We start from the raw sequence: 26,510 nt of genomic DNA, 5'->3' as shown, positions 1-26,510 counted from the left end.
TTTGTGCCATGCACCTATGCCATTGCGGGGCGCAAGGCAAGAGGCAGCGGCCCGTGCCGTCACATGCCCGGCATATATGCGTCGTACAGCCTGCTGTGCAGCGCTTTCAGGGTGCCGTTGTGCCGCATCTGCTCCAGCCCCCTGTTAAAAGCGCTTATATAGTCGCCTGCAGCCGGATGCTGCGGGTTGAAGCAGACATGCAGCGATTTGTTATCCAGCGGAGGCTCAAGAGGCTCTATGGTGCCGGCGGGCAGACCAAGCTCGCGGGTGAGCAGAAAGCGCAGGGTCAGAGCGTCGCCGACAATGACATCCACCCTGCCTGCAAGCAGTTTGCGCAGGTTTGATACATCATCCACCGCGGGATCTTTGAGCAGAAACTCTGCGCTGTCGAAGGCGTCTGTGTTTACATAGCCTGAGACAGTTCCTATGCGCAGTCCGCGCAGGTCGTCGAGACTGGTGTAGTGCAGGTTTCTGCCCCGCAGCTGAAAAAGAAACAGCGGGCCGGCGGGAAACGGGGCGGAAAAAAGACAGTCACGCCGGGTTTCAGAGTAATATTCCGGCGTATATCCGGCATATCCATGATGTTTCATGCTGCGGATGGCCCGTTCCCAGGGGAAAAAATGCAGGCGGGTGTCCATGCCCGATGCGGCGAAAGCCTGACGTACTACTTCGCTGGCATAGCCTTGTCTGTCCAGATAGCTGCCGGAGTACGGAGGCCATTCCAGTGTTGCCAGTTCCGCCACGGGCCGCGATGCGGCCGGTGAAGAGATCAGGCAGACGCCTGCTGCAAGCAGGCAGCAGATGAACAGCAATCGGTGCAGCATGCTCAGGGCCTTTGTGAGCTGTGGCGCACCCCGCCCCTGTGTGCGGGGTGCGCCGTTGGTGTTATGAAGCCCAGCGTATGAGCCCGAGCGAATGGGGGTCAAGCAGCAGCGGATGAGACGGCACGGCCCGCACGGTAAAGCCGAACCTGCCTGCTTCGAGCGGGGTTGCCTTTCCTCTGTACATTCTCATACCGTCCTGTGTTTCTTCGGCCGGTTCCATGGGATAGATGGTCCTGCCGGCAAAACTGCCGTCCAGCCCCACCGGCCCTGCGTATACTTCTACAAGAATGCTTTCGGGGGCTATGCCGTTCAGCGCTACGGCGGCTTCCACCGTCACTGTCTGTCCCACATGTATGGATTCGTGTTCGTAGGCACGCACGTTGTGTATGGACACCTGCCCCCAGCGGGTCATCATGTCCATGCGCCATGATGCCAGTTCGCGGGCACGGGCGAAACTGTCGCTGGTAAGCCGCAGGTAGTTTTCATATGCGGGCAGATAGGCCGTGGCCTTATAGTCTTCCACCATGCGGTGCGAGTTGAACCTGGGGCCCAGCTGCCTGATGGCATTTTTCATGCGGCCCACCCATGCGCGCGGCATGCCGCCGTGTCCGCGGTCGTAAAACTCCGGAACAATATCTTTTTCAAGAATATTGTAGAGAGTCTGTATTTCCACGAAATCCTGATATTCAAGGTCTTCGTATTCTTCACCTTTGCCTATGGCCCATCCCAGGCTGTTGTCGGGCAGGTAGGCTTCGTCCCACCATCCGTCCAGAGTGCTGAACTGCAGCACGCCGTTGAGCATGGCTTTCATGCCGCTGGTGCCGCAGGCTTCCAGCGGTCTGCGGGGATTGTTGAGCCATATGTCGCAGCCGGAAACAAGATGCGCCGCCACGTCCATGTCGTAGTCTTCCAGAAAGACCATGCTGTAGCGGCATTCTTCCGTGCGGCACAGGGATATTATTTCCTTGATTATCTGTTTGCCGGCCTGATCCTGCGGGTGGGCTTTGCCGGCAAAGATGAACTGCACGGGACGTTCCTTGTCCGTGACCAGCCTGATAAGGCGTTCTTTGTTCTGCAGCAGCAGGTTGGCCCGCTTGTATGTGGCAAAACGGCGTGAAAAGCCTATGGTCAGGGCTTCGGGATTGAGCACCTCCTGCGCCACCTGCAGGTCTGCTTTGCGGGCCCCCTGCGCTGTAAGCTGACGGATAAGTCTGCCGCGGACATAGTCCACGAGCCGTGCGCGCAGCCTTTCGTGCGTGCGCCACAGCTCCGCGTCGGATATGCTGTCCGCCTGCCCCCATACGCGCTGGCAGTCCGGATCTTCGCGCCAGTTGGGGCCCAGATATCTGTCGAACAGCGACTGTATGTCGGGGGCTACCCACGAAGGAGCGTGAACTCCGTTGGTCAGAGCGCCTATGGGAATGTCTTCCACCGGATACTGGTTCCAGACCTGTTTCCACATGTTGCGTGAGACTTTGCCGTGCAATATGGACACGCCGTTGTTGAACCGCGAAAGTCTGAGCGCAAGCACGGTCATGCAGAAAGGTTCGCCGTCGTCGTGCGGGTTTTCTCTGCCGAGGGCCAGAAAAACCTTGAAGGCAAGCCCCATATCGCGGGAATACGGTTCGAAATAGCGCTGCATGAGGTCCGGCGGAAAACGGTCGTTGCCGGCGGGCACGGGGGTGTGCGTGGTAAATACGGAACTTGAGGCCGCCAGCTCCAGCGCCGCCTCGAAAGACAGTCCGCAGTTTTTCATGAACAGGCGCACGCGTTCCAGCCCGGCAAAGGCGGAATGTCCCTCGTTCATGTGTATGACTTTGGGGTTCAGCCCCAGCGCTTCCAATGCCTTTATGCCGCCTATGCCTATTAGTATCTCCTGCCACAGACGCATTTCCAGTCCGCCGCCGTACAGGCGCGCGGTTACTTCACGGAAATCCGGCGGGTTTTCTGGAATATTGGTGTCCAGCAGGTACAGGGCCACTCTGCCCACCTGTGCTTTCCATATGCGTGCGGCAAGGGGGCGGTCGCCTATGTTCAGCCGCACCATGGCTGCGGTGCCGTCCGGTGCCGTGGCCGCTGTCAGGGGCATCTGTTCAAAATCATAGTCGGGGTAGCGCTCCTGCTGCCAGCCGTCGGGGGTCATGTACTGGCGGAAGTACCCCTGCCGGTATGCCAGCCCGATACCGATAAGCGGCAGATTCAGGTCGCTGGCAGATTTCAGATGATCGCCGGCAAGAATGCCCAGCCCGCCGGAATAAATGGGCAGACAGGTGGAAACGCCGAATTCGAGACTGAAATAGGCGACCACCGGCTGGCGTTCGTCTTCAATATGAAAGTCTTTGTCCACCGGAGCGCCCAGATAACGTTGCAGCTGTTGGTGAGCTTCTGCAAGACGTTCCTTGTAGATGGCGTCCGCGGCCAGTTCCCGCAGCGTTGCCTGAGGGACATTGTTCAGAAATTCAACGGGGTTTTTGGCGCAGCGCTGCCACAACCTGTAGTCTATCTGGGCAAAAAGCTCTTCTATGCCTGCGTTCCACGCAAACCAGAAATTGTACGCCAGATCCCACAGCGGTTCCAGCCCTTCCGGAAGCCGGGGAGTGACATTGAATACCTTTACGGGGTGCATGTGCGACCTCCTGCGTATCGCGTTCAGGTGCACGGATGTGCCTTTGGGTACCGGTTACGGTACGGTGTTTCCGGTGAAGATACCTTGTTCCGCGGGTATGCATCAACACAAATTGACGAAAAGCATCTGCAGATTTTGACTTGCCTTGCCGAGTGTCATAACACTTTCTTTTCCGTGCTGCCTTTCGGGCTGCACGGTAGTGTGCAATTACCCTTCATCAGGAGCATTCTGTGAGCAAAACAGACGATCAGGGCTGTGTCCAGCCCCGTATAGCCGTCCGCTTCAGGTATATGGGCAACGCGCAGGAATTGTATGAAAACGGTGAAGCCGGGGATGCGCCGCAGTACGCCACCCCCTGTTCCGCCGGGCTTGACCTGCGGGCCTGTATGGAAAGCGACGAGGCTGTCATTCCTGCCGGAGGGCGGCTGGCGATACCCGCGGGCATCGCCGTGGAACCCATGGTGCAGGGCGTGGCCGGATTTGTGTATTCGCGCAGCGGGCTGGGAACCAAAAAAGGGCTTACTGTCAGTCAGGGCGTGGGGGTCATCGATCCGGACTACCGCGGCGAAATCATTGTGTCATTGCTGAATACCTCGGGCGGGGAACAGCGGCTGCGACGAGGCGAGCGTATCGCGCAGCTTGTGTTTCAGCCTTTTTTTCAGGCCGAACTGCAGCAGGTTGCAGAGCTGGGCGATACGCAGCGCGGAACCGGCGGCTTCGGTCATACGGGACGTATCTGATCCCGTCTTTTTCTCAGCTTTTTTCCGGCACAGGAGTGCATTGCAATGACTACGTTCGATGAATTGAAACAGCGTGAAGAATCTCTGCTCTGCAGAACATACGGCAGATATCCGCTGGCTGTTGCGTCCGCCCGGGGCAGTGTTCTGACAGATTTTTCCGGCAGGGAATACATTGACCTGCTTTCAGGCATAGCCGTTACCAATCTGGGACATTGCCATCCCGCTCTTGCAGAGGTCATGCACGCGCAGGCCGGCAGGCTGGTGCATCTTTCCAATCTGTTTTACCAGCAGGAACAGCTGGAGCTGGCGGAAAAACTGCTCGGCACCACCCATCTGGGCAAGGCGTTTTTCTGCAATTCCGGCGCAGAAGCCAACGAAGCGGCCATAAAGCTGGCCCGCCGCTATGCGCAGCGGGTCAAGGAACGCGATGCCGGTACGGTGATAACGCTTACCGGCGCTTTTCACGGCAGAACGCTTGCCACTGTGGCAGCCACGGGGCAGGCAAAGTTTCAGGACGGCTTTGCGCCCATCCCGCAGGGGTTCCGGCAGGTGGAGTGGGGCAGTCTGGATGCGCTGGAAGCGGCCATGGACGACGACGTGGTGGCCGTGCTGGCCGAAATTGTGCAAGGCGAAGGCGGTATCCGCCCCATGACCCCGGAATATGCACAGGGTGTGCAGGATATCTGCCGCCGTCACGGGGTGCTTTTCATGGTGGACGAAGTGCAGTCGGGCATGTGCCGTACCGGAAGGTTCTGGGCTTTTCAGCATTACGGACTGACGCCCGATGTGGTTACCAGCGCCAAGGCGCTGGCCAACGGGCTGCCCATGGGAGCCATGCTGGCCACCGACGAAGCCGCTAAAGGGTTTGAACCCGGCAGCCACGCCACCACCTTTGGCGCCGGAGCTCTTGTTTCGGCTGTGGCGGCCCGTGTTGTGGATATCATGCAGCAGGAAAAGCTTGCCGAACGCGCCGAGCGGGTGGGCGGGGCTTTCATGGCTGATGTGCGCAGTCTGGCCGCCCGTCTGCCCGGTACCATACAGGAGGTACGCGGGCTGGGGCTTATGATAGGCATTGTGCTGACATTTCCCGGCAGGGAAGTGTGGGAAGAGCTGCTCCGGCGCGGTTTTGTGCTTAATCTGACGCAGGAACGGGTATTGCGCCTGTTGCCTGCGCTGACAGTGCCGGAAACGTACCTGCAGGACTTTCTGACTGCGCTGGAAGAAATACTGAGCGAGCGCACTGTATAGTTTTTCACCGGTACTTTTTGATCCGGTGATGAAATTGTCAACGGTGCAGCCTGATGCGGGCTGCACCGTTTTTTTGTGCCTTTCCGCCAGCAGGGCGGAAAAATAATGTGTGCCTGATGTGTAGTCTGCTATATTGGTATGGCGTACAGTGCGTATTGACGAAAAAGACAAAAATGACGGAGGCAGCATGAACATAACATCCGCTCAGGCAGGCTGGCCGAAAGTGTATGACAGGCAGACGGCAGGGGCTGCGGTGGTCACCAAAACCCTTGACTATATGAACGGTGTCATGCCGTCTTCCGCTCAGGCTGTGCCTGCCGACAGGCAGACATTTGGTGCGGCTGTCGTTTCCAAGACGCTGGATTATATGAACGGGCCAGTGTTCGGCAAAGGCGATCCAGTGGCGCAGTCCTACCAGTTCGGCAAGGATGTGCTGGGTCCTGCCTATTCCGGTGTCGGCAGCATAATCGATATGTACTCATGACGGTCTCCGGTTATTATGTGCTCCTGCAAAAGGGTTGCGGCAAGGTGTCGCGCCCTTTTTTTGTGGTGTCACATGTCGCATAACATGTCTGTTTTTATTTGTTTTACAATTATGTAACAAGCTGGGCTTGACAATATGTTTTTTCATTGCGTAGGAAAAAGCTGGACACGGAGAAAATGAAAAGCGTGACGCATCCGCGTGATAAAAGCATCTTTTTTGATGTCGTCGGATGACTCTGCCGTGCGGTGCTGTCCTGCTGTCCGGTGTTGAAATCCGGAAACCACCCCGTTCGGCGTTTGACAATTTTGAGCAGCTGTATGCCCTGCGGGGCTGCGGGAAGAGAGCGGCCTGACTTATGGCAATGATCGAATTCAACGATATTCATAAATGGTACGGCGATTTTCATGTCCTCAAGGGCATCAGCGAATCAGTTGAAAAAGGCGAAGTTCTTGTTATCTGCGGCCCTTCCGGCTCGGGAAAATCCACATTTATCCGCTGCCTCAACCGGCTGGAGGATATCCAGAAGGGCAGCATCATGCTTGAAGGGCGCTCCATCCATGACAAGGCGGTGGATGTGAACGAACTGCGCACGGAAGTGGGCATAGTGTTTCAGCAGTTCAACCTCTATCCGCATCTCACCGTTCTGCAGAACGTGACACTGGCCCCTCTGAAGGTGCGCAGGGTTGAGCGTATCAAGGCGGAAACTGTGGCCATGGAGTTGCTGGAGCGTGTGGGTATCCATGATCAGGCCGGTAAATACCCTGTGGAGCTTTCGGGCGGGCAGCAGCAGCGTGTGGCCATTGCCCGTGCACTTGCCATGCGGCCCAAAGTGATGCTGTTTGACGAACCCACATCGGCTCTTGATCCGGAAATGATCAATGAGGTTCTGAACTGCATGAAGGACCTTGCCCGCGAAGGCATGACCATGCTGTGCGTGACGCATGAAATGGGCTTTGCCCGTGAAGTGGCGGACAGGGTTGTTTTCATGGACGCAGGCCGCGTTCTTGAAGAAGCCTCTCCGGCGGAGTTCTTTACCAACCCCAAACATGAAAGGACGAAAGCGTTCCTTAAAGAAATATTGTAAAAATGCTGGATATGTCGGCATGCCAGAGGGCCGGCCGGAAAACGACTAACAATGGAGATTGTTACATGAAAAGACTTCTGTTGATTGCCGTTGCATTGGGCATGATCTTTTCGGCGGCTACCGCTTCTGCCGGAAAAATCGAAGAGATCAAGGATCGCGGCGTGCTGGTGGCAGGGGTGAAGGACTCGGTCGTTCCTTTCGGTTTTGTGGATGAAAACTCGAAGCAGCTTGTGGGCTTTGATGTGGATATCTGCCGTTACATTGCCGGACAGCTCGGGGTCGAGCTTGAGCTGAAGACAGTCACCTCGGCCACACGGATTCCCATGGTCACGCAGGGTTCCGTCGATATCGCGGCGGCAACCATGACACACAAGCATGAACGCGATAACGTGATCGATTTTTCCATTACGTACTTCATGGACGGGCAGAAAATACTGGTTGCCAAAGACAGCGGTATCAACTCTGTGGCCGACCTGAAAGGTAAAAAGGTCGCCACGGTGAAAGGCTCGACGTCTGAAAAGAACATCAAAGCCGCCCAGCCCGACTGCCGTGTGCTTTCTTTTGACGAATACCCGCAGGCCATGCTTGCACTCAAGCAGGGCAAGGCATCTGCCGTCACCACGGACTCCACCATTCTGCTCGGGCTTAAAAATTCCGACCCCGAACCGGAAAAATGGGTTATTGCCGGCGACTATATTTCAGCCGAACCCTACGGGCTGGGATTGCCTGAAAATGATTCTGACTTCCGCGACTTTGTAAACAAGGCGCTGAACGACATGTGGCGTTCCGGCGAATATGAAAAGGTGTACAACAAATGGTTCGGTCCCGATTCCAGATATTATCTGCCGCTTACGTGGACCATGGAACTGTGGCCCAACTAGTGCTGCGGCCGTAAGGCTGGTTTACCGCGGGGGCGCGGCGTATCCGTCGCGCCCTTTTTCCCTGTTTTCAATGGAAGAGCACCTTGAATTATACGTTTGATTGGCAAGTCGTACTGACCGGTGAATACCGTGAGTGGATTATTGACGGAGTACTGCTCACGCTGAAAATTTCAGCTGTGTCATTGTTTCTGGCTCTGGTGCTGGGTACAGTCATCGCGGTCATGCGTCTTTCACGCATCCGTCCTTTTGTGTGGTTCAGTGCCGGGTTTACAGAATTTTTCCGTAACACGCCGCTGCTGGTACAGATATTTTTCTGGTATTTCGGGTCGGACGGTTTGCTGCCCCGGCCTGTGCTCGAATGGCTTTATGCACGCGATTTCGAGTTTGCCGCGGGAGTCATAGCACTTACGGTGTATACCGCCGCGTTCATAGCAGAAGAAATCCGCTCGGGTATCAATGCCATTCCCAAAACGCAGCTGGAATCTTCCCGCGCGTGCGGACTCAGTTTTCTGCAGTCCATGCGGTATGTCATTCTGCCGCAGGCGTTCCGCATCATTGTACCGCCGCTCATATCGCAGGCGCTTAACCTCATTAAAAACTCCTCGCTGTGTATGACCATAGGCGTGGCGGAACTGACGTACATGACCCGTCAGGTGGAGTCGTATACTTTCCGCGGATTTGAGGCGTTCACAGTGGCCACGCTGGTATATCTGTGCATTTCGCTGGCTGTTTCCTTTACGGTGACCCAGTACAACAGGTACTTTTTGCGTACCGTCAGGTATTAGGGGGCAGCCATGCAGTGGAATGTTGTCTGGGACAATCTTGATTATCTGCTTATCGGTTCATACCCCGAAGGGCCTCTCGGCGGTATTGCGCTCAGTATCGTTCTGTCACTGGGCGGCATACTGGGTGCGTTCTGGCTGGGGCTTGCCCTGGGGCTGATGCGTCTTTCAAAACGCTGGCCGGTGCGGTTGCCGGCGGTGCTGTTTATTGAAATTATCCGCGGAACGCCGCTGTTGCTTCTGCTGTTCTGGTTTTATTTTCTTGCACCTGTGGTGTTGGGGCAGACGCTGCCCGAAGTGGAATGTGCATTGATAACCTTTGTGGTCTTTACCAGTGCATATATAGCGGAAATAGTGCGTGCAGGTGTGCTTGCACTGCCGCAAGGGCAGATGGAAGCGGCCCGCGGTACGGGCCTGACCAAACTGCAGGCCATGCGTTTTGTCATTCTGCCGCAGGCGCTGCGCAACATGATACCTTCATTTGTGAACCAGTTTGTCAGCCTGACCAAAGATACCTCGCTGGCATACGTGATAGGTGTGGCGGAGCTGACCCGCGCCGCGGTGCAGGTGAACAACCGCACCCTTTCCGCACCCATGGAGATATACTTTACCATCCTTGTCATGTACTTTCTTATCTGTTACGCGCTCACTTCCGCCAGCCGCCGGCTGGAAAAGCAGATGAAGCGCTATCAGGCAAGAGGATAATATGGCTGATCTGATTCGTATTGACATTGTCGTGCCCGAGGAGTTCGAGGACATCACCACCGGTGTGCTGACCCTCAGAGTGGCACAGGGGTGGGAAGAAGACTATCTGCCCACCGGAGAATCGCTGTTTCGCGTGTATACAGATAATCCCCAGTTCTGCGAAGAGCTGGTGGGTGAAGTGGAATCGAGAGTGCCCGAAGCCCGCGTGGAGCGCGAAAGCGTGCCGCAGCAGGACTGGGTGGCTGCATGGCGTGACTATTTTACGCCTGTGGAAGCCGGCAGCCGCTTTATGGTTATCGCACCGTGGATGCATGGCGAGGTTGACCTGAAGGACCGCATGCCCATAGTCATTGAACCCAAAACGGCATTCGGCACGGGGCATCATCCCACAACGGCTTTGTGCCTGGGCGCTGTTTCCGCGCTGGCCGACAAAGGCCGCATAAGCGCCGGCATGCGCTTTCTTGATCTGGGAACAGGCTCCGGCATTCTGGGGATAGGCTGTGCCATGCTGGGACTCAGTGGTGTGGGGTCTGATATTGACCTGCTTGCTGTGGAAAACACCACGGAAAATAAAGAGATAAACAACGTCTCTGATAAATTCGAGGTGCGTCTGGGCAGCGTGGAAGCGGTGCAGGGCGAACAGTATGATCTGGTGCTGGCCAATATTCTTGCGCAGCCTCTCAAGGAGCTTGCGCAGGATATCGTTGCACTGATGCGGCCGGGCGGGTGTCTTGTGCTTTCCGGTCTGCTGGAACTGCAGGCAGACGGCGTTGAAGCGGTGTACACCGCTCTGGGACTGCCGCAGGCCCGCAGGGAAGTGCAGGGCGACTGGGCCGCGCTGATCTGGGAATAGCGGCTGCAGCCTGCGGACATGCTGTGTGACCCGTCCTAAAATGAGTTGACGTTTTTTAGATTGTTCAAGTTTGGGCTGTGAGGGCAACCTCACAGCCCATTTTATGTACATACTCCGGCGTCTTCATATTCAGGCTAAGATGAGGACGCTCCGTATTATAGATTCCGATCGACTCGTCCACAACTGCCTTCAACTCATCGTAACTTTTGCATGGCACAAATAGAAACTCTTGCTTCAGGATGCCATTCACCCGTTCAGCCAAAGCGTTCTGATAGCAATCGTATCCATCAGTCATGGAACAAAGCATCCCTGCCTTACTCAACTTGTCTTGGTAGATGGTCGATGCGTACTGAAGCCCCCTGTCAGAGTGGTGGATTGCCTCTTTGGTAGTCAAACGGTTCCTGGCAGCTTTTTCCAGTGCCTTGGACACCCCTTCAGCTCCAAGATCCCGATTGAGGCTATGTCCCATGATCTTTCTACTATAAGCATCCGTCACCAAGGTGAGGTAGTAGGTCTGCTCTCTTGTCGAAAGATATGTGATGTCACTAACAAAAACCTGCTCCGGACTTGATGGTCGGATATCTTTAAACAAGTTCGGGTGCTTCTTGAGCCAATGCTTTGAATTTGTTGTTTTTGTGTAGTTTCGTTTGCGCCTTATGAGCATGTGCTCCTTTCGTAACAACGCGAACAAAGCATCGCGACCAAGCTTGATTCCCTTTGCGCTGATAGCATCGCACAGCAGCGAATACAGCTTTCTGGTTCCAAGCCGAGGCATTCTGGCTCTGACGGCAAGCACCAGCTCTTTCACAACTTGAAGCTGGATAGCTCGGAATTCAAAACGCTTTTCGGCCTGATAAACAGATTGGCGGCTCACCCCGAGCTGCCTGCAACAAGCCGCCAAGCTTACTTTGGCTTTTTGTTGAAGATTTCGTGCAGCTCGGGGGTAAACTTTTTTCTTATGGCAGTCCCGTATTCGCGGTCTGAAATGTCAATCATTTCGTTGAGAAGCATGTTCTTCAGCCTCTCGTCCCTCAGCTCCCGTTCCAATCTTCTGATTTGCTGCGCGGGAGTCTCTTTAGCTTTTGGCGATTTACTCGAATGTACCACAGGCTTGCTCCAATCAAGAGTTCCGTGCTTTCTAAGCCAGATAAGCACAGTGCTGCGCCCTTGAATACCATACATCTTCTGAGCCTGCTTGTATGTCATTTCGCCTTGTTCCACTTGAGTCACGACGGATATTTTAAAGGCCATCGTGTAGTCTCGTTGGGTGCGCTTTACATGCTGATTCTTTTCACTTTCCATGAAATAGGCTCCTTACTTGTCAACCTATTTCAGGACGGGACAGTGAAAAGATGTAAAAAAGCGGAGCAGTGCTCCGCTTTTTTTGTGCCGGACGATACGGTTTTTTCAGACTGCCGCTGTTTTCTGGCGATGCCTCAGGGCGGCGGGATGCCCTCCGGTCTTTTCCAGATGATCCAGCACGCGTTGTGTCACCACCTGCGGTGCCAGCTGCTCCAGACATGCCATGTCGTTGCGGCGGCAGGTGTCCTGATTGCAGTGCTGACAGTCCAGCCCCAGAATAATGTGGTCATGTTCGGGGGAAGGAAAGGTCCATGACGAGGTGGTGGACCCCAGTACGGTCATGCTGGGCGTATCCACGGCCACGGCGATGTGGCGCGGTGCGGAGCAGTTGCCCAGATGCATGCGTGCATGCGCCATGCACGCGGCCATCTGCCGCAGGGTGAGGATGTGCTGCGGAATGATGAAAGCCCCGTCGCACCCGGCCTGCCGGACAACCTCCATGGCTTCCTGTTCTTCACCGGGGCCGAACAGCAGCAGAAAACGTATGTCGGGGTTGCGGCGGTACAGGTCGGCAACCACACGCCCGTAGTGTCGTGCCGGATAGCGGCGGGTGGCGCGGCGGTGGGTCGGGTCCAGTGTAATCAGCTGATGACGGGGGGCCACGCCTGCCTGTTCCAGCAGGTGCGCGGCATTGTCCATTTCTTCGTCGGTCAGGTATATGCGCGGTTTTTCGCCCTGCCATGCGATTCCCAGCGGCTTGAGCACATTGGCTTTTGTCCGGGCGGAATACCCCGGCTCCAGCGGATGCCAGTGGGTGAAAAGCCAGCGGCTGTGCCATGCCGGCGGGTAGCTCAGCCTGACAGGTGCGCGGGAAAAAGCCAGAACCCAGCGGCAGCGGGGCAGCTGTTGAAAGGCAACCACAATATCGAATTTTTCGGCTGCCACCTTGCGGTAAAAGGCTATTTCACGGATGAGGTCGGGCAGTTCCTTTTTGTCGATGCTCCACACGGTGGTGACAAAAGGATTGTTTTCCAGCATGGCGGCGCAGCGTTTTTCCGTCAGTACATGTATTTCGGCATAGGGAAAACGTCTGGCAAGCAGCTCTATGGCGGGTGTGGCCAGTACCACATCACCTATCTGACGCAGCTGGCACACAAGAATTTTACGGACAGTGCTGTCATTTATGGCGATTTCTGTTATCTGCTCTTGATGATGCATATTCATTATGGCGGTTGTGCTCCGTATACGGGTAGGCAGCGGCGCAGGGGCACCGGCGCCTGCAAGGCGCGGAATGTATCTTGAAGCTGTCGCAAAGTACAGTCTGGCTCATTGCGCTTCGACCGGCAACTCTATAGGATGACAACGCTATGAACCGAGAGACACTCCTGATGCAGATGTTCGGCGCCATGCTGGCCCGTCTGGGCCCCAGCGGCTGGTGGCCTGCCGGTTCCCCTTTTGAGGTGGCGGCGGGAGCGGTGCTGACCCAGAATGCCAGCTGGACCAATGCCGGGCAGGCTCTGCAGCGGATGCGGTCTGCGGACATGCTTTCCGAATCGGGCGTGGCCGCAGCGGCACCTGACACGCTGGAAGAGCTGGTGCGGCCTGCGGGTTTTTACCGGCAGAAGGCCGCCACCCTGCGGCGGCTTGTACAGTTTTTGTACGAAGAAGCGGACGGTGACATCCGCAACCTTGCGGGAACTTCCATGGACAGTCTGCGCGCGCGGCTGCTGGACATAAAAGGCATAGGGCCTGAAACGGCAGATTCCATTCTGCTGTACGCGCTTGATATGCCCAGCTTTGTGGTGGATGCGTATACGCGGCGTATCTGCGTGCGGCACGGCCTGTTGCCCGAAGATGTGCAATATGCCGAAATGCGCGAATTTTTCATGGACGTTCTGCCTGCGGATGTATCAGTATACAATGAATATCATGCCCTGCTTGTACGTGTGGCCAAAGAATGGTGCCGCAAAACGCACCCGCGCTGCGACTCCTGCCCGTTACGGCAGTTTCTTGAATACGAGGTGGTCTGCTGATGCGTGGATTTGTGGTGCGGGCTGTTCTGGTGGCCCTGCTGTGCTGCTGCACGGCTGTTACTGCCGTTCAGGCGCAGGACCTGACGCGTTCCATCAGGGAGCAGCAGCAGAAAGCTAAAGAACGTGAAGCCAGACTGAAAAAACTGTCAAAACAGGAAGCGCGCCTGAGCAGAGACATGCAGACCACAGAAGCGCGTATCCGCAGTCTGGAAAAAAGCATTGCCGAAAGTGAGAAAAAGCTGGCAAAGGTGGAAGCCTCACTGCAGGAGACCGGAGAGCGCCTGAAGCGGCTTTCGGCTGATACACGTGCCGTGCAGGATGATCTGGGCCGTCTGCTGGCCACGCTGTGGCCTTTGGATATACAGCGGCGCAGTGCCGGTGTTATTCCGCCGGAAGGCTGGGATGCGGCAAGCCGCAGATATGTGTGGACCAGATCGCTGTACGAAAAGGTGGATGCCCGTCAGAAGGAACTGGCCCGCCGTCAGGCCGAGGTGGAAAGCGTGCTGGCCGAACGTCAGACGCTGGCTGACGAAGCACGGAGCAGGCTGGAGGCGGTGAACGCGGTCAAGAAAGACCTGCTGCAGAATAAGCTGAGCTACCGGCGCAAGCTGCAGACAGTGCAGAAAAGCAAGGCAAGCGCCGAGGCGGAACTGCACAATGTGCTTGATGTCATCCGCAGTCTGAACTTCCGGCTGGAAAAGCAGCGCGGCGGCAGAGATATAGCACTGCTGAAGGGCATTTTGCCATGGCCTGCCGACGGGGACGTGGCAGTGCGGTATAACCTGAAGGCTTCACCGCCTGTACGCGGTGTGGGACTGCGTGTGCACAAAAATGCTCCGGTAAAGGCTGTGGCCTGGGGCAAGGTGATGCATAATGATGTGCTGCGGGGGTTCGGCAGGGTTGTCATCCTGATGCACGGCACGGATTATTACAGCCTGTATGCATATCTTTCGGACAGTTTTGCAGAGGTGGGGGAGAATGTGAAACAGGGCGCGGTCATCGGTACAGCGGGATACTATCCCGATGTGAACGGAGACGGATTGTATTTCGAATTGCGTTTTCATCAAAAAGCAATTAACCCTGAAACGTGGTTAACAGCCGTAAAGTGAGTGCTTTCAGGGTGATCGGAGGTTTTATTATGCGTTTGTCCCTGTGGACAGCCACGTTTATTGTTTTTCTGACGCTGACCGTGTCCATCGGGCCGGGCAATGCCACGGACGGTCCCGGCCGGTTTGAGTCGCTCAAGCGTTTCAGTCAGGTGCTTGACCTTGTCGAACGCTTTTATGTGAGCGATGTTTCACGCGACGAACTGATGGAAGGTGCCATCAGGGGCATGTTGCAGAACCTCGATCCCCATTCTGCGTTTCTGGATGCCGCGGAATACCGTGAAATGCAGGAGAGCACTTCCGGCGAGTTTTTCGGTATCGGTATCGAGATAACCCAGCAGAACGACAGGCTTGTTGTTGTGGCACCCATTGCCGATACTCCCGCAGCCCGTGCCGGACTGCGGGCCGGTGATATCATTCTGGCCGTGGACGGCAAGCTGACGCAGGAAATGACTCTGCGCGAATCTGTCAGCAGGATTCGCGGCCCCAGAGGCAGCACCGTCAAACTGACCATTCTGCACGAAGGCGAAAATTCGCCCGAGACTGTCAGCATAGAGCGTGATTCCATTCCGCTTATCAGTGTGAAAGCTCATGAACTTGAGCCGGGCTACCTGTGGGTGCGTCTCAGCCGCTTCAGCGAGCGGACCACCAACGAACTGCATGACGCCATACGCGAAGAACGTAAGCGCGGTCCCATAAAAGGCCTTATCCTTGACCTGCGCAACAATCCGGGCGGGCTTCTTGATCAGGCCGTGCATGTGGCCGATACGTTCCTTTCCGAAGGTACCATCGTCTCCATAAAAGGCCGTATCGAATCCAACAACAGGGATTTTAAAGCCACTGCGCAGGCCACTGACGTAAAAGCTCCGCTGGTTGTGCTGGTGAACGCCGGATCCGCTTCTGCTTCTGAAATCGTTGCCGGTGCCCTGCGCGACCACAAGCGCGGGCTGCTGCTGGGCGAGAGGACGTTCGGCAAGGGCTCGGTGCAGAACGTCATTCCCCTTGCAGACGGTTCCGGTCTTAAACTGACCATTGCCCTGTACCATACGCCTGACGGCACTTCCATTCAGGCGGAAGGGGTCGAACCCGATATCAAGCTGCCTTTTGTCCAGCCTGCCAGAGAAGAAGAAAGCAAGGCAAAGCATCCTTTCGGCATCATGCGTGAAAAGGACCTTGCACGACATCTTGAAAACGGCGAGGACAAAAAGAGCCCCGAAACCGAGCGGGACAAGGAATCCGTAGCAAGCCTTGAGCGCGACAACCAGCTGCGCATGGCTTTGCAGCTGGTCAAACAGCTGCCGCGCCTGCAGGCTATCCACTAGGATTATCTGCGGCGGCAGGCCTTGATGTATACACCAGAAAAGACAAGGGCGCGGGAGACCGCGCCCTTTGACCGTTAAATAAAGGGACTTGTTTGTATGACGACGCCGTCAGGCTCCGGTGGCAATTTTATATCACGCATCAGGCGTGTTCTGGACAGATTCAGGTCTTCCACGGCACAGCGGTCCGGCGGAGCAGATTCCGCGGGCGGCCTGCTGGCCAACCGTTTTGTGCTGGCAGCGGTGGCGTTTGCCTGCGGCGTGCTGCTGACCGGCGTGCTGCTTCTTGCGTACTTCAGTCTTTCCGGTACGGCTAGCGCCCCTGCCGACGCTGAACAGGCACAGTCGGGCGAGGCTCTGCCGTCTGTCCGCGATCTGCTCGATCCTTCGAGCCTTCCCTATGAAGAATCGCTGGGCAGCTCGCTGGATCAGACCGTCAAGCAGGTGGACTATGCTTTGCTGCGCACGCTGGAACGGCTGGATCTGCCCCGCAGGGCACTGGGGCTGCAGCGGGTCGAAGTACGGTCGCACAACGGAGAGGAGTATCATTTCCAGCAGCTGGAGATAAGACTCGGCAACGGTCATGATGATTTTATTGCCGGGTTGCGTACGGCTCTGGCCACATGGGTTCCGGCCGCGACTTTGCAGCAGGCCGCCGGTGGCGCATGGCGCATTTCGCTTGACGGTGTGGTGACGCATGCACTGGCTTTTGCCGTGCTGCAGGAACAGGAGCCGCAGCTTCCGGTCGACGGACAGCACAGAGGCACATCAGAGGCCGTCACACCCTTGCCGGAGGCGCAGGATGATGCCGGCAGCCCCGATGCCGTTGTCACGGACCGGTCCGAAAGCGGAGCCGCTGCAACGCAGATTCAGGAGCGGGAAAACGACCTGCCCCGTCTTGCCATAGTCATAGATGACATAGGTGAAAGCATGCGGGCTGTGGAGCGTCTTGTGGCGCTGGAATATCCGGTGACGCTTTCCATATGGCCGCGTGCAACCTATGCCCGCCGCGCCGCGGATTACGGCTGGCAGCACGGGTGCGAGATAATGATCCACCAGCCCATGGAGCCGGTGGGCTACCCCCGTGTGAATCCGGGACCGGGAGCCTTGTTTGTCTCCATGACACCGGATCAGATACATACTGTGCTAGGCGAAAATCTGGGTATGGTGCCCCATGCCGTAGGCATAAACAACCATATGGGATCGCGCTTTACGCAGGACGATGCGGGAGTGCAGGCCGTGGTGGATGAACTGCGCGGCAGAAAGCTGTTTGTGCTGGACAGTGTGACGCATGGCGGTTCTGTGCTGTACCGTAAGGCGGCGGCAGCCGGATTGCATGCATTCCGGCGTTCGGTGTTTCTTGATGTGGTGCGTGACAAAAAAAGCATTATGCACCAGCTGGACAAAGCTGCCGGCGTGGCACTGCGTCAGGGCACGGCCATTGCCATAGGGCATCCCACGCCTGAAACGCTGGCCGCGCTGGAAGAGTGGCAGCGGGTGCGCAGCCGCAAGATTCAGATTGTCAGTGTGGCGGGGCTTGATAAAGTACGGCATCGCAGGCAATAAACACTGTCGGCGCGCGGATGCGTACCGCGTGCCTAATGCACACACATCACACAAACACACTGCATCGGAGGAACGAACACATGGCAGAAAGAACCTTTGCCATCATCAAGCCTGACGCCACAAGACGCAATCTTGAAGGCCCCATTCTGTCCGTCATTCAGCAGAACGGACTGCGCGTGGTCGCCATGAAAAAAATGCGGCTGACAAGAGAGCAGGCCGAAGGCTTTTATCATGTTCATAAAGAGCGCCCCTTTTTCGCCAGCCTGACGGATTTCATGACATCAGGCCCCATTGTGGCCATGGTGCTGGAAGGGGATAATGCCGTGGCCCGCTGGCGTGAGCTGATGGGGGCCACCAATCCTGAAAATGCGGCAGAAGGCACCATTCGCAGACAGTTTGCAGAAGGACTTGAGGCAAACTCGGTACACGGTTCCGACGCTGCCGAAACTGCTGCATTTGAAATGGGCTACTTCTTTAACGCCATGGAGATAACCGGCTGATGAAAAATACGGTTCTGGGGTGTATCGGTTGCGGCAACATGGGCGGCGCCATCATGCGCGGTCTTGCCGGGGTGGAAGGATTGCAGCTGGCCGGCTTTAACCGCAGTGCCCCGAAAGTGGAAGCCCTGCGGGATGAAATAGGCCTTGAGCCTGCTCCTGATGCCGTGGCGCTGGCGCGGCGTGCCGACATTATTCTGCTGGGCGTCAAGCCTGATCAGATTTGCGATGTTATAGGGCAGGTGCGTCCTGTTCTGGATGCCGGCAAGGTGCTGGTTTCCATTGCCGCCGGTGTTTCGCTGGAAGCCATGCGCAGCGCTGCTCAGGGGGCGGCCCCGGTGGTGCGGGTGATGCCCAATACGCCGGCCATGGTCGGCAGGGGCATTTACGGCATGTGTCTGGACGATCCCGCCTTGTCTGCAGAAGCCGCAACCGCTGTCCGGAACCTGTTTGCAGCCATCGGCAAGGTGATTGTACTGCCCGAACAGAAGTTCGAGGCATTTACCGCTGTGGCCGGATGCGGTCCCGCCTATGTCTTTCATATGATGGAAGCTGTCATCGAAGCCGCGGTAACCGTAGGGTTTACGCGGCAGCAGGCCACAGAAATGGTGACGGAGCTGTTTTCCGGCTCGTGCGCTCTGGCCGAACAGACGGGAATGCATCCTTCGCTGCTGCGCGAGATGGTCACTTCTCCGGCCGGAACAACCATAGCCGGAACCAACCACCTTGACCGCACCGCCGTGCGGGGACACATCATTGATGCCGTGCTGGCAGCCTATGAAAAAGGTCTGGCCATGCGCAGATAACCCTGCCGGCAACAGAGAATACAACGGGATGCCCGCAAAGGGCATCCCGTTTTTTTGGGATACGCAGAATAATCCGGCAGACCGGACAGACAGAATGAGGCAGGCTGCATGCAAGGCGCCTTTGCGGCGTGCAGCAGGCAGAAAAACGCAGGGTGTTACAGAAACAGGTCCGCATCGCTGGGGGTGCGGTTCCAGTGTATTTTCCCCGAGCTTTTTTTGAATTTGCGCAGCAGCACATACAGGGCACCGGCACCGCCGTCTTTGGGCTGGGCGGTGCAGAAAGCCAGTACCACCCGTTTGAACGGATCCCGTGTAAGCCATGTCTGCACTTTGTCCCGCAGAACGCCGTAACCTTCGGGGCTGTTCTTTCCGCGTCCGGGTATAAGCAGCACACAGCGCTTGCCTTTGGTATAGCTTGTCTGGATGAACTGCACCATGGCGGAATACGACTGGATGATGTTCTGGCCGTGCAGATCAAGATGACCTTCGGGACTGTAGTGTCCCGCACGCATTTTACCCATAACGACGGGATCAAGCCCCTGCACATGCGCCTGAATGAATTCGTCGGTGTATTCGATCTGGAACTGCACCTTGCCTTCCATAAATTCCTGCAGGCTTGCGCGCGGGTCGGACGACAGCGTGGTTTTGGCATTCAGGGCGGCTTCCGGGTTTACTCCGCGTCCGCGGGAAGTAAGCGGAGCAACTCCCGTCATTGCCTGTCCGAACAGGGCATCGTCGTCCGGAGTCGAAACCGGCTGAGCGGCGCGTCTGGTCACTGCCGCGCGTGATTTCTGCTGCACCTTGTCCTTGCGCTCCTGCGTGCCGGAGCGGGGCGTTCTGTTCTGCACGCGTCTGAAAGCCTCATGTTCTCCCAGCAGCATACCGCCGGATGACTGTTCTGCGGTTCTGCGGCCCTGCTGCGGAGCCTGATTTCTGTCCTTTGCGGGACGCTCAAGTCCCTGCAACGCCTGTGCGAAAAGTCCGGCGTCGTCCAGCTCTTCATCAGGAGCAGTACCTGCAGTCTGGTCTTCCCTTTCTGCTTCGGGGAATTCGTTGTTGTCAATTTCTGCAAAGGGATTGTTAAATGTGTCGGTCATGCTATTCTCCACAGCAGATATTTGACGCCGATGAACGGGGTGTCAAGGTTAAATCGGCATCACTGCAACTCTCATCTTCCGTTCTTACAGGAGTTTTATATGCGTTATATGGCTGTTTTTATGATTCTTGTGTCATTGCTTGCCACAGGATGCGCATCGGGGGTCAAGCTTTTCGGCGGCCCCGAAGCTTTAAAAGAATACCAGCTGCAGGGCAGCGGCGATGCAAAGATTGTTGTGCTGCCCGTTGCCGGTGTTATCGATAACAAACCGGAACGCGGAATTTTTGCCGACAAGCCCGGTCTGGTGCAGAGTGTCGTAGCCCGCCTGCGTATGGCGGAAATGGACCCCGCTGTCCGCGCAGTGATACTTACGGTTGACTCCCCCGGAGGCAGCGTCACCTCAAGCGATGTGCTGTATAATGAGATAATGCGCTTCAAACAGCGTACCGGCACCCGTGTGGTGGCCCTGCAAATGGATATGGCCACTTCCGGCGGGTACTATGTGTCCATTGCCGCAGACCGTATCATTGCGCATCCGTCGACCATCACCGGCAGCATCGGGACCATTTTCATGCGGCCCAACGTGACGGGGCTGATGGAAAAGATAGGCGTGCAGGCTGTGACTACAAAGTCCGGGGCGCACAAAGACATCGGTTCGCCGTTCAGGGAAAACACTCCCGAAGAGCAGGCCATTCTGCAGAATATGGTCACAACGCTCAACAGTCGCTTTATAAAGCTTGTCAGCGAACGCCGCGAACTGCAGGGCAGGGAATCCAGCTATTCCGACGCCCGCATAATGACAGCGCAGGAAGCCCTTGAACTCGGGCTTGTGGACAGCATAGGCTACTTTGACAACGCCGTTGCCGCCGCGCATGAACTGGCCGGTCTTGATGAGGCGTCTGTGGTTGTGTACCGCCGCGAACCGTTCCCCAACGATACGCCGTACAACACCATCACCGCGCAGGCAGGCAGTGCTCCGCTTGTGGAGATGCCGCTGGCCCGTCCGCTTAACGTGCCTTCCACAGGGTTTTATTATCTGTGGGCGCCGGAATACGCCCGTTAACAGATTGTACCGTTTATAAAAACAGGCCCGCAGAGCTTCTGCGGGCCTGTTTTTATTTAAGGCATATCCACCCGCTCGCGGGCGGCGGCATCAGAACAGCGCATCAAGCACAAGGTGCGTGCCGTAGCCGGTGACCGCAGCAAGGTAAAACGGCATGCTTGCCTCCCATGGGGTATGGTAAAACGCCATGGGCAGCAGAATAAGCGGAAGCGGAACAATGAGCATGGCCCACCAGCTGTGTGTCCAGCCCCGGTGTTTGCCCAGCGCGGGCAGCATGGCAAAAAGCCCCAGCAGCGCTGCCCATTCGTATTCTTTGTTCAGTATCAGAACAACGTCCACAGTGGCCATGATGGCATAAAAAAGGTTCTGTCCTTTGGATTCTGTATCGGTATCGGGAAACATGGTGGCCAGCAGTGCCACCGAAAACAACGCCGCCAGCGTGAGCGGAGAGGCCGATATGATGTCGCAATACAGCAGGCCGCCCAGTGCCCCGCCCGCTACGGCGGCACCCCCTGCCAGATGAGCTTTGTACCCCGGCATGATCAGGTCCTTGTAATGAATTGAAACGGCCGGAGGCGGGACAGAGCCGCTTCCGGTCTGCGCGACAATAGATAAATACCCGCAGGCGTGCAACCGGCGCCGCATAAGGAAAGCCCCGCGACATGCGCGGGGCCTTGCAAGCGGTGCTGCGGTAACTGCGGGCGGTTACATGGCGTCGCCGGCATCCAGCTGATCTATCTGCTGGCGGATGGCGTCTTCCAGTTCGTGCGGCAGTCCCATGATGTCCACATTAAGAAAGCCGCGGACAATGGTGGAAGTGGCTTCGTCTTCGTCCATCCCGCGGGCCATCAGGTATTCAATTTCTTCCTGCGCAATTTTGCCCACGGCCGCCTCGTGAGACAGCTCCACACCGTCGATGGTGGCATCCAGTTCGGGAATGGCATGGATGCGTCCGCCACCCAGAATAAGGCCTTTGCATTCCAGATGCCCTTTGGCAGGCACATTGTAGCCGCCGATGAATCCGCGGTTGATGACGGTTCCGCCGGTGGTCAGCGTACGGGCGATGATTTCGGCGCGTGTGTCGGGGGCGTTAAGAATGATGCGGTTGCCTGCGTCCACATAGCTGCCGGGAGGGGTTACCATGACGGAGTTGAACCGCGCCACGGAACCGGAACCGTTCAGCGTGATGCTGGGGTACATCTGCAGGTCTCTGACGGGCTTGAGCAGCACGTAGTTGGACAGAAACACGCAGTCTTCTTCCATCACGCCGCCGGAGCGCGGGCGGACGGCGGTATCGTCGCCCCAGTTATGAATCATGGTGAACGTCAGCTTGCCGCCTTTTTTCACATAAAATTCAGATATGCCCATATGGGCGGTGTCTTTGGCTCCGTGAGCGGTGGCACAGCCGGAAAGCACATGCAGTTCGGCGCCTTCTTCCACAACGACTATGTTATGCACGTTCTGGGCAAGGCCGCTGTCTTTGATAAACAGGCACGACTGCACGGGGTCCTGTACCTTAACGCCCTTGCGGGCACGGATAAAGTAGCCGCCATGCAGGTGTTCGTGTGCAGCTCTGGTAAATTCGTCCTTGTCGGGATCGACCATTTTCCACCAGTATTCGGGCAGCCCGTCGTACTTGTTGTACGCGTCCTTGATATCCATGATTTCAAGGCCTTCCTGCCGGCTCTGGCAGTGAACACCCGAGTGGTTCATGTGCATGAAGCTGCCGCCCAGCTTGTTCTGGTTCACGTCGATGCCGGCGTACAGAAGGCGCTGTTTGTCTTCGTTGGAAAGGGTGGTCAGGTCGGCAATGGAATCGGCGGTGCCGCCGTCAAAGGCGTAGCGCGAAAGATCTATTTTGCTCATGATTTACATGGTCTCCCTGATTGTGCCCTCTGTAGGGGTGAGACAGCGCAGGCATTCTTCGTAGCCGTGCTTGGAAATATGGTCCAGAATGTCACGGGGGCGGGCTTCGCAGCACAGCTGGCCGTTGTACATGACCTGTCCGCGGTCGGCGTTGACATATTCCAGAATATAGCCGGTATGCGTGATGATGAGTCCGGCGGTTTTACAGCGGGCGCGGTGTTCTTTCATGCTGCAGCTTGCGGGGGGCACACCGTCAAGCAGCTGACGGGCTGTTTTGCCTATCAGAGCCATGTTCTCAAGGTCGACACCGGATTCCGGTTCGTCAAAAAGAACAAGGTCGGGCTGCTGGGCCATAAGCTGGAGCAGCTCGGACCGTTTGATCTCGCCGCCGGAAAAACCGGCGTTGATGTCGCGCTCAAGAAAATTCTCAAAATTGACCTTGCGGGCCAGCCCGTCCACATCCACTTCACGTCCCTGTCCGCACATGCGGACCATGTGGCGGGTTTTCAGCCCGTGGATGGTGGGAGGACGCTGGAACGACATGCCGATGCCGAGGCGGGCGCGTTCGTACATGGGCATATGCGTGATGTCATGCCCTTTGAAAAGTATCTGCCCGCCGGTGACGGTATAATTGCCGAAGCCCATCAGCGTCATCAGCAGCGTGGTTTTGCCGGAGCCGTTGGGACCGAACAGAATGAAGGTTTCGCCGTCGTTGATGTGCAGGTTGATGCCTTTAAGCACTTCAACATCGCCGATCTTCACACGAAGATTTTTTATTTCAAGCATGTGTGAACCCCACTTGCGAATTTACCGCGGCGCAGAAACAGTTTCCGGCAAAGCCGTAGGCACATGATCCCGTGCGGAGATCATGTGCGTGCTGCGGAGACCGGCAGGAGCCGGTTTTCTGCCGCTCCGCTGCCACAGGCGCCGGACCGGACCGGTGCAGGGCGGAATATGGACAGCAGCGCCGTCGGCGGAACGTAGTTATGCTGCATACGGGGGGGCAAGTCAACGAAAGCGGTCGCTGACCGAGCGTGTATTTACGCGCAGTGCGGGGCAGGCAGACATCAGCCGCGGCGGGGCGGTTCTACCACCGCGGTACGCCGCGCGGGATCCGGCCGGTAGCAGAAGTAACAGCGGTCATTGCGGCGGAAGTAGGGCAGCAGCACAATACCGGCTGCAAACCCGCCCAGATGCGCCCACCATGCTATTCCGCCCCCTTGCTGAGGGGCCACTATGCTGGTGACCCCCGAAAAAAACTGCGTCAGAAACCATATGCCCAGATATATGGCGGCCGGAAGCTCGAAAAACAGCGGAAAAAACAGCACGGGGATCAGCGTGAACACCTTTGCATGGGGGTAAAGCAGCAGATAGGCCCCCATTACTCCGGCAATGGCGCCCGAAGCGCCGACCACCGGTATGGTGGAATCGGCGTTGAACAGAATATGCACGACAGTGGCTGACAGCCCGCATGCCAGATAAAAGAGCACAAACCGCACCGGTCCCATCACGTCTTCAATGTTGTCGGCAAAAATCCACAGCGTCCACATGTTTGCAATAATGTGCAGCCAGCCGCCGTGAATGAACATGTGGGTGAGAAATGCGATATACCCCCCGCGCGGATAGCCGGCAAAAAGTGCCCATTCCGGTGAGGTAAAGCGGGCGGGCACCACGCCGTACAGGTGCAGAAAGCTCACAAGCATCTGTTCCGTCATGCCCTGCTGCAGCATGAATACGGCGATGTTGAGCAGCAGTATGCTCCATACGGCCCACGGTTTGTGGACGCGCGGAATGGAATCGCGGATGGGAAACATGGCAGCTCCGTTATGCCGTGTGTGCGGGCAGCGTATGCATGTTGCGCAAAGAGTATCCTATCACTTCCGCCCGCCGGGTGGAACACTCCAGAGTGTTCTGGCGCGGGCTTCCAGTCTGTCAAGTCTGTGCATGCGCAGTACTGCCAGTTGTGCGGCAAGCGCCGCCGTCTTGCGGGGCAGTTCTGCCTCCGGACCGGAATTGTCCAGAATCATGCCGCAGGCGCGCATTTTGTCCGCTTCCGGCCATTGCCATGCATCCATGGACGCTATGGTTGCGTCGGTCCATCCGCGTTTTTCCCGCAGACGCTGCTGCCGCATGTGCATCGGGGTGAATATGCCCACCAGCACGTCGGCTTCTTTTTTCCAGCCTGTTTCAAGAAAAAGAGGTATTTCTGCCACAGCCAGCGCGGCACCGGTGTGCGCCAGCCAGAATTGTTCCAGATTATGGCGTACAGCCGGATGAACTATGTCTTCCACTTCGCGCCGTATGGCCGCATCGGTCTGCATGGCTTTTAGCAGGGCCTGTTTGTCCACGGGAGAAGATTCGTCCGGTACAAAGCGGTCTCCGAACCTGCCCCTCAGGCCGTGCCACGCGTCGCCGCCTGCGGCGTAGAGCGACGCGACACAGGCGTCGGCACTCCATACGGGTATGCCGCGGTCACGCAGCAGCCCCAGCACGGCAGACTTGCCGCAGCCGGGCATGCCGGTGATGACCACACGCTGGCAGCGAGAGCCCAGATCGCGGATAAGTGTGCCGAAGTCGGCAGGGGGCGGCAGGGTGAACTGCATGGGGGCTCCGGTGACCGGATGGTCGAAGGATATTTTCCATGCGTGCAGCATCTGGCGGGTTGCCGTCTGCGCCAGAGCCGGTGTGGTCTGAAGTTCTTCTCTGCCGGGCATACCGCCGTAAAGTGCATCGCCCCATAACGGGTGTCCTGTATGCTGCATGTGGACGCGTATCTGATGAGTCCGGCCGGTATGAATACGCACCGCCACAAGCGTCCAGCCTGTTCCGCCACCGCCATGGGGGTCGGCGAGCAGCACCCGCCATGAGGAAAGGGCTTCGCGACCGCCGCGTACGACGGCCATGCGGGTTTTATGTGTGGGATGCCGGCCTACGGGTGCGTCAATTTCACCGCTGTCGCCTTCCGGAATGCCTTTTACAAGTGCCAGATATTCTTTGTGTATCCGGCGTCCGGCAAAAGCGTCGGAAAGTGCCAGCCGTGCCTGTTCCGTCAGGGCGATCAACAGCAGGCCGCTGGTATCCTTGTCTATTCTGTGCACGATTCCCGGACGAAATCCTTCCTGTGCCTCCAGTTCGGGAAAGTGGTGCAGTAATCTGTGTACCAGTGTGCCTTCGGGGCAACTCGGGGCGGGGTGTACCGTCAATCCGGCAGGCTTGTTGATTACCAGCATGTGCGCATCGCGGTAGAGTACCTCCAGCTCGCCTTCTTCGGGCGAGACACAGGCGGCAGGGGCTTCCATGCTGAAAACAATGTGCTGTCCGCTTTTAAGTTTTGTCTTCGGGCTGGTGCAGACAGTATTGTCAATCAGAAGCTGTCCGTCGCTTATGGCGCGCTGGATTTTTCCGCGCGATATGGCGTCTCCGGCCAGCGCTGCGGCAATAAACCTGTCGGCACGTTCACCCGCGGCCTGCGGTGAGACCATGCTGTCAAGCAGGGTTTTTCCGGAAGAAGTGTTTTTATTTTCAGTGTGTTGTGTCAATTTTTCATGTTGTCCTTGACGAAAATCTTTCACCATACTACACATATCCGGATAAAGTTTAAATGCGAACATCTGAACCAACGCAATCTC

The 26,510-nt window shown here is 56.9% G+C and carries 25 protein-coding genes; 15 read left to right on the top strand and 10 right to left on the bottom strand.

The window, feature by feature from the left end; translation table 11 throughout:
* Positions 1–59: 59 nt before the first annotated feature.
* Both ACZ5D1_RS11015 and glgP read right to left on the bottom strand, forming a co-directional pair.
* The gene (locus ACZ5D1_RS11015; RefSeq protein ID WP_464554896.1) at positions 60–824 is read right to left on the bottom strand and encodes a substrate-binding periplasmic protein; all 765 of its coding nucleotides are present in this window, start codon (positions 822–824) and stop codon (positions 60–62) included.
* A gap of 61 nt (positions 825–885) precedes the next feature.
* Complete coding sequence (gene glgP / locus ACZ5D1_RS11010) at positions 886–3,450, bottom strand: alpha-glucan family phosphorylase (protein WP_011367393.1); 2,565 nt, start codon at positions 3,448–3,450, stop codon at positions 886–888.
* A gap of 290 nt (positions 3,451–3,740) precedes the next feature.
* Between glgP and dut the strand changes: the two genes are divergently transcribed.
* The 8 genes from dut to ACZ5D1_RS10970 all read left to right on the top strand — a co-directional run bounded on the left by dut (position 3,741) and on the right by ACZ5D1_RS10970 (position 10,227).
* Positions 3,741–4,190 (top strand): dUTP diphosphatase, encoded by a 450-nt coding sequence (gene dut / locus ACZ5D1_RS11005; RefSeq protein WP_049753943.1) that lies wholly within the window; start codon positions 3,741–3,743, stop codon positions 4,188–4,190.
* Between the two features lie 45 nt (positions 4,191–4,235).
* Complete coding sequence (locus ACZ5D1_RS11000) at positions 4,236–5,438, top strand: aspartate aminotransferase family protein (protein ID WP_027181440.1); 1,203 nt, start codon at positions 4,236–4,238, stop codon at positions 5,436–5,438.
* Positions 5,439–5,625: 187 nt separating this feature from the next.
* On the top strand, positions 5,626–5,922 hold the full coding sequence (locus ACZ5D1_RS10995; RefSeq protein ID WP_011367396.1) for a hypothetical protein: 297 nt from the start codon (positions 5,626–5,628) through the stop codon (positions 5,920–5,922).
* Between the two features lie 355 nt (positions 5,923–6,277).
* The gene (locus tag ACZ5D1_RS10990; protein ID WP_464554895.1) at positions 6,278–7,006 is read left to right on the top strand and encodes an amino acid ABC transporter ATP-binding protein; all 729 of its coding nucleotides are present in this window, start codon (positions 6,278–6,280) and stop codon (positions 7,004–7,006) included.
* A 65-nt stretch (positions 7,007–7,071) separates the two neighbouring features.
* Positions 7,072–7,887 (top strand): ABC transporter substrate-binding protein, encoded by an 816-nt coding sequence (locus ACZ5D1_RS10985; protein WP_011367398.1) that lies wholly within the window; start codon positions 7,072–7,074, stop codon positions 7,885–7,887.
* A gap of 83 nt (positions 7,888–7,970) precedes the next feature.
* Positions 7,971–8,672 (top strand): amino acid ABC transporter permease, encoded by a 702-nt coding sequence (locus tag ACZ5D1_RS10980; protein ID WP_011367399.1) that lies wholly within the window; start codon positions 7,971–7,973, stop codon positions 8,670–8,672.
* Positions 8,673–8,681: 9 nt separating this feature from the next.
* Complete coding sequence (locus ACZ5D1_RS10975; RefSeq protein ID WP_011367400.1) at positions 8,682–9,374, top strand: amino acid ABC transporter permease; 693 nt, start codon at positions 8,682–8,684, stop codon at positions 9,372–9,374.
* A gap of 1 nt (position 9,375) precedes the next feature.
* Entirely contained in the window at positions 9,376–10,227 is an 852-nt protein-coding gene (locus ACZ5D1_RS10970; protein WP_027181439.1) for a 50S ribosomal protein L11 methyltransferase, read from the top strand.
* A 64-nt stretch (positions 10,228–10,291) separates the two neighbouring features.
* Here ACZ5D1_RS10970 and ACZ5D1_RS10965 read toward each other — a convergent pair.
* Both ACZ5D1_RS10965 and ACZ5D1_RS10960 read right to left on the bottom strand, forming a co-directional pair.
* A protein-coding gene (locus tag ACZ5D1_RS10965; RefSeq protein WP_455697283.1) for an IS3-like element ISDde2 family transposase occupies positions 10,292–11,529 on the bottom strand; the annotation gives its coding sequence in 2 pieces (ribosomal slippage) (positions 10,292–11,175 and positions 11,175–11,529; 1,239 coding nt in all).
* 105 nt (positions 11,530–11,634) lie between these two features.
* Positions 11,635–12,753 carry a glycosyltransferase family 9 protein gene (locus ACZ5D1_RS10960; protein WP_011367402.1) on the bottom strand — a complete coding sequence of 373 codons (1,119 nt, stop codon included), beginning with the start codon at positions 12,751–12,753 and terminating at the stop codon, positions 11,635–11,637.
* Between the two features lie 143 nt (positions 12,754–12,896).
* Between ACZ5D1_RS10960 and ACZ5D1_RS10955 the strand changes: the two genes are divergently transcribed.
* From ACZ5D1_RS10955 to proC, 6 genes are all read left to right on the top strand, one after another.
* Entirely contained in the window at positions 12,897–13,562 is a 666-nt protein-coding gene (locus tag ACZ5D1_RS10955) for an endonuclease III domain-containing protein (protein WP_011367403.1), read from the top strand.
* Positions 13,562–14,671: a murein hydrolase activator EnvC family protein gene (locus tag ACZ5D1_RS10950; RefSeq protein WP_011367404.1), complete on the top strand. Its 1,110-nt coding sequence runs from the start codon at positions 13,562–13,564 to the stop codon at positions 14,669–14,671. Before ACZ5D1_RS10955 ends, ACZ5D1_RS10950 begins: the two co-directional genes overlap by 1 nt.
* Positions 14,672–14,700: 29 nt before the next feature.
* Entirely contained in the window at positions 14,701–15,990 is a 1,290-nt protein-coding gene (locus ACZ5D1_RS10945; protein ID WP_464554892.1) for a S41 family peptidase, read from the top strand.
* Positions 15,991–16,086: 96 nt separating this feature from the next.
* On the top strand, positions 16,087–17,553 hold the full coding sequence (locus ACZ5D1_RS10940) for a divergent polysaccharide deacetylase family protein (RefSeq protein ID WP_464554891.1): 1,467 nt from the start codon (positions 16,087–16,089) through the stop codon (positions 17,551–17,553).
* A gap of 80 nt (positions 17,554–17,633) precedes the next feature.
* Positions 17,634–18,053, top strand: coding sequence for a nucleoside-diphosphate kinase (gene ndk, locus ACZ5D1_RS10935; protein WP_011367407.1), 420 nt, complete (start codon positions 17,634–17,636; stop codon positions 18,051–18,053).
* Positions 18,053–18,856 (top strand): pyrroline-5-carboxylate reductase, encoded by an 804-nt coding sequence (gene proC, locus ACZ5D1_RS10930; protein WP_027181438.1) that lies wholly within the window; start codon positions 18,053–18,055, stop codon positions 18,854–18,856. Before ndk ends, proC begins: the two co-directional genes overlap by 1 nt.
* Positions 18,857–19,011: 155 nt before the next feature.
* Here the strand turns inward: proC and ACZ5D1_RS10925 are convergent, their stop codons facing one another.
* On the bottom strand, positions 19,012–19,953 hold the full coding sequence (locus ACZ5D1_RS10925) for a Smr/MutS family protein (protein ID WP_464554890.1): 942 nt from the start codon (positions 19,951–19,953) through the stop codon (positions 19,012–19,014).
* 99 nt (positions 19,954–20,052) lie between these two features.
* Here ACZ5D1_RS10925 and sppA point away from each other — a divergent pair, with 99 nt between their 5' ends.
* Positions 20,053–21,015, top strand: coding sequence for a signal peptide peptidase SppA (gene sppA, locus ACZ5D1_RS10920; RefSeq protein WP_011367410.1), 963 nt, complete (start codon positions 20,053–20,055; stop codon positions 21,013–21,015).
* Positions 21,016–21,105: 90 nt separating this feature from the next.
* Here sppA and ACZ5D1_RS10915 read toward each other — a convergent pair whose 3' ends face one another.
* The 5 genes from ACZ5D1_RS10915 to coaE form a co-directional block, all read right to left on the bottom strand.
* Entirely contained in the window at positions 21,106–21,555 is a 450-nt protein-coding gene (locus ACZ5D1_RS10915) for a TraX family protein (RefSeq protein WP_027181435.1), read from the bottom strand.
* 165 nt (positions 21,556–21,720) lie between these two features.
* The gene (locus ACZ5D1_RS10910; protein ID WP_011367412.1) at positions 21,721–22,881 is read right to left on the bottom strand and encodes a SufB/SufD family protein; all 1,161 of its coding nucleotides are present in this window, start codon (positions 22,879–22,881) and stop codon (positions 21,721–21,723) included.
* 3 nt (positions 22,882–22,884) lie between these two features.
* Positions 22,885–23,667 carry an ABC transporter ATP-binding protein gene (locus ACZ5D1_RS10905; protein WP_011367413.1) on the bottom strand — a complete coding sequence of 261 codons (783 nt, stop codon included), beginning with the start codon at positions 23,665–23,667 and terminating at the stop codon, positions 22,885–22,887.
* Positions 23,668–23,948: 281 nt separating this feature from the next.
* Complete coding sequence (locus tag ACZ5D1_RS10900) at positions 23,949–24,695, bottom strand: rhomboid family intramembrane serine protease (protein WP_011367414.1); 747 nt, start codon at positions 24,693–24,695, stop codon at positions 23,949–23,951.
* A 60-nt stretch (positions 24,696–24,755) separates the two neighbouring features.
* Positions 24,756–26,420: a dephospho-CoA kinase gene (gene coaE, locus ACZ5D1_RS10895; protein WP_464554888.1), complete on the bottom strand. Its 1,665-nt coding sequence runs from the start codon at positions 26,418–26,420 to the stop codon at positions 24,756–24,758.
* Between the last annotated feature and the right edge of the window lie 90 nt (positions 26,421–26,510).

Source organism: Oleidesulfovibrio vietnamensis, assembly GCF_055388115.1.
The sequence above is the reverse complement of the archived record's forward strand: the minus strand, read 5'-3'. Positions and strand labels throughout refer to the sequence as shown.

Excerpts from the sequence above, each read along its gene's own strand:
- ACZ5D1_RS10990 (WP_464554895.1), top strand. The coding sequence starts at position 6,278 with ATGGCAATGATCGAATTCAACGATATTCATAAATGGTACGGCGATTTT.
- ACZ5D1_RS10925 (WP_464554890.1), bottom strand. The coding sequence starts at position 19,953 with ATGACCGACACATTTAACAATCCCTTTGCAGAAATTGACAACAACGAA.
- sppA (WP_011367410.1), top strand. The coding sequence starts at position 20,053 with ATGCGTTATATGGCTGTTTTTATGATTCTTGTGTCATTGCTTGCCACA.
- ACZ5D1_RS10950 (WP_011367404.1), top strand. The coding sequence starts at position 13,562 with ATGCGTGGATTTGTGGTGCGGGCTGTTCTGGTGGCCCTGCTGTGCTGC.
- ACZ5D1_RS10955 (WP_011367403.1), top strand. The coding sequence starts at position 12,897 with ATGAACCGAGAGACACTCCTGATGCAGATGTTCGGCGCCATGCTGGCC.
- ACZ5D1_RS10960 (WP_011367402.1), bottom strand. The coding sequence starts at position 12,753 with ATGAATATGCATCATCAAGAGCAGATAACAGAAATCGCCATAAATGAC.
- glgP (WP_011367393.1), bottom strand. The coding sequence starts at position 3,450 with ATGCACCCCGTAAAGGTATTCAATGTCACTCCCCGGCTTCCGGAAGGG.
- ACZ5D1_RS11000 (WP_027181440.1), top strand. The coding sequence starts at position 4,236 with ATGACTACGTTCGATGAATTGAAACAGCGTGAAGAATCTCTGCTCTGC.
- ACZ5D1_RS10975 (WP_011367400.1), top strand. The coding sequence starts at position 8,682 with ATGCAGTGGAATGTTGTCTGGGACAATCTTGATTATCTGCTTATCGGT.
- ACZ5D1_RS10915 (WP_027181435.1), bottom strand. The coding sequence starts at position 21,555 with ATGCCGGGGTACAAAGCTCATCTGGCAGGGGGTGCCGCCGTAGCGGGC.
- ACZ5D1_RS10995 (WP_011367396.1), top strand. The coding sequence starts at position 5,626 with ATGAACATAACATCCGCTCAGGCAGGCTGGCCGAAAGTGTATGACAGG.
- ACZ5D1_RS10905 (WP_011367413.1), bottom strand. The coding sequence starts at position 23,667 with ATGCTTGAAATAAAAAATCTTCGTGTGAAGATCGGCGATGTTGAAGTG.
- ACZ5D1_RS10945 (WP_464554892.1), top strand. The coding sequence starts at position 14,701 with ATGCGTTTGTCCCTGTGGACAGCCACGTTTATTGTTTTTCTGACGCTG.
- ACZ5D1_RS10970 (WP_027181439.1), top strand. The coding sequence starts at position 9,376 with ATGGCTGATCTGATTCGTATTGACATTGTCGTGCCCGAGGAGTTCGAG.
- ACZ5D1_RS10985 (WP_011367398.1), top strand. The coding sequence starts at position 7,072 with ATGAAAAGACTTCTGTTGATTGCCGTTGCATTGGGCATGATCTTTTCG.
- dut (WP_049753943.1), top strand. The coding sequence starts at position 3,741 with ATGGGCAACGCGCAGGAATTGTATGAAAACGGTGAAGCCGGGGATGCG.
- proC (WP_027181438.1), top strand. The coding sequence starts at position 18,053 with ATGAAAAATACGGTTCTGGGGTGTATCGGTTGCGGCAACATGGGCGGC.
- ACZ5D1_RS10940 (WP_464554891.1), top strand. The coding sequence starts at position 16,087 with ATGACGACGCCGTCAGGCTCCGGTGGCAATTTTATATCACGCATCAGG.
- ndk (WP_011367407.1), top strand. The coding sequence starts at position 17,634 with ATGGCAGAAAGAACCTTTGCCATCATCAAGCCTGACGCCACAAGACGC.
- ACZ5D1_RS10900 (WP_011367414.1), bottom strand. The coding sequence starts at position 24,695 with ATGTTTCCCATCCGCGATTCCATTCCGCGCGTCCACAAACCGTGGGCC.
- ACZ5D1_RS11015 (WP_464554896.1), bottom strand. The coding sequence starts at position 824 with ATGCTGCACCGATTGCTGTTCATCTGCTGCCTGCTTGCAGCAGGCGTC.
- ACZ5D1_RS10910 (WP_011367412.1), bottom strand. The coding sequence starts at position 22,881 with ATGAGCAAAATAGATCTTTCGCGCTACGCCTTTGACGGCGGCACCGCC.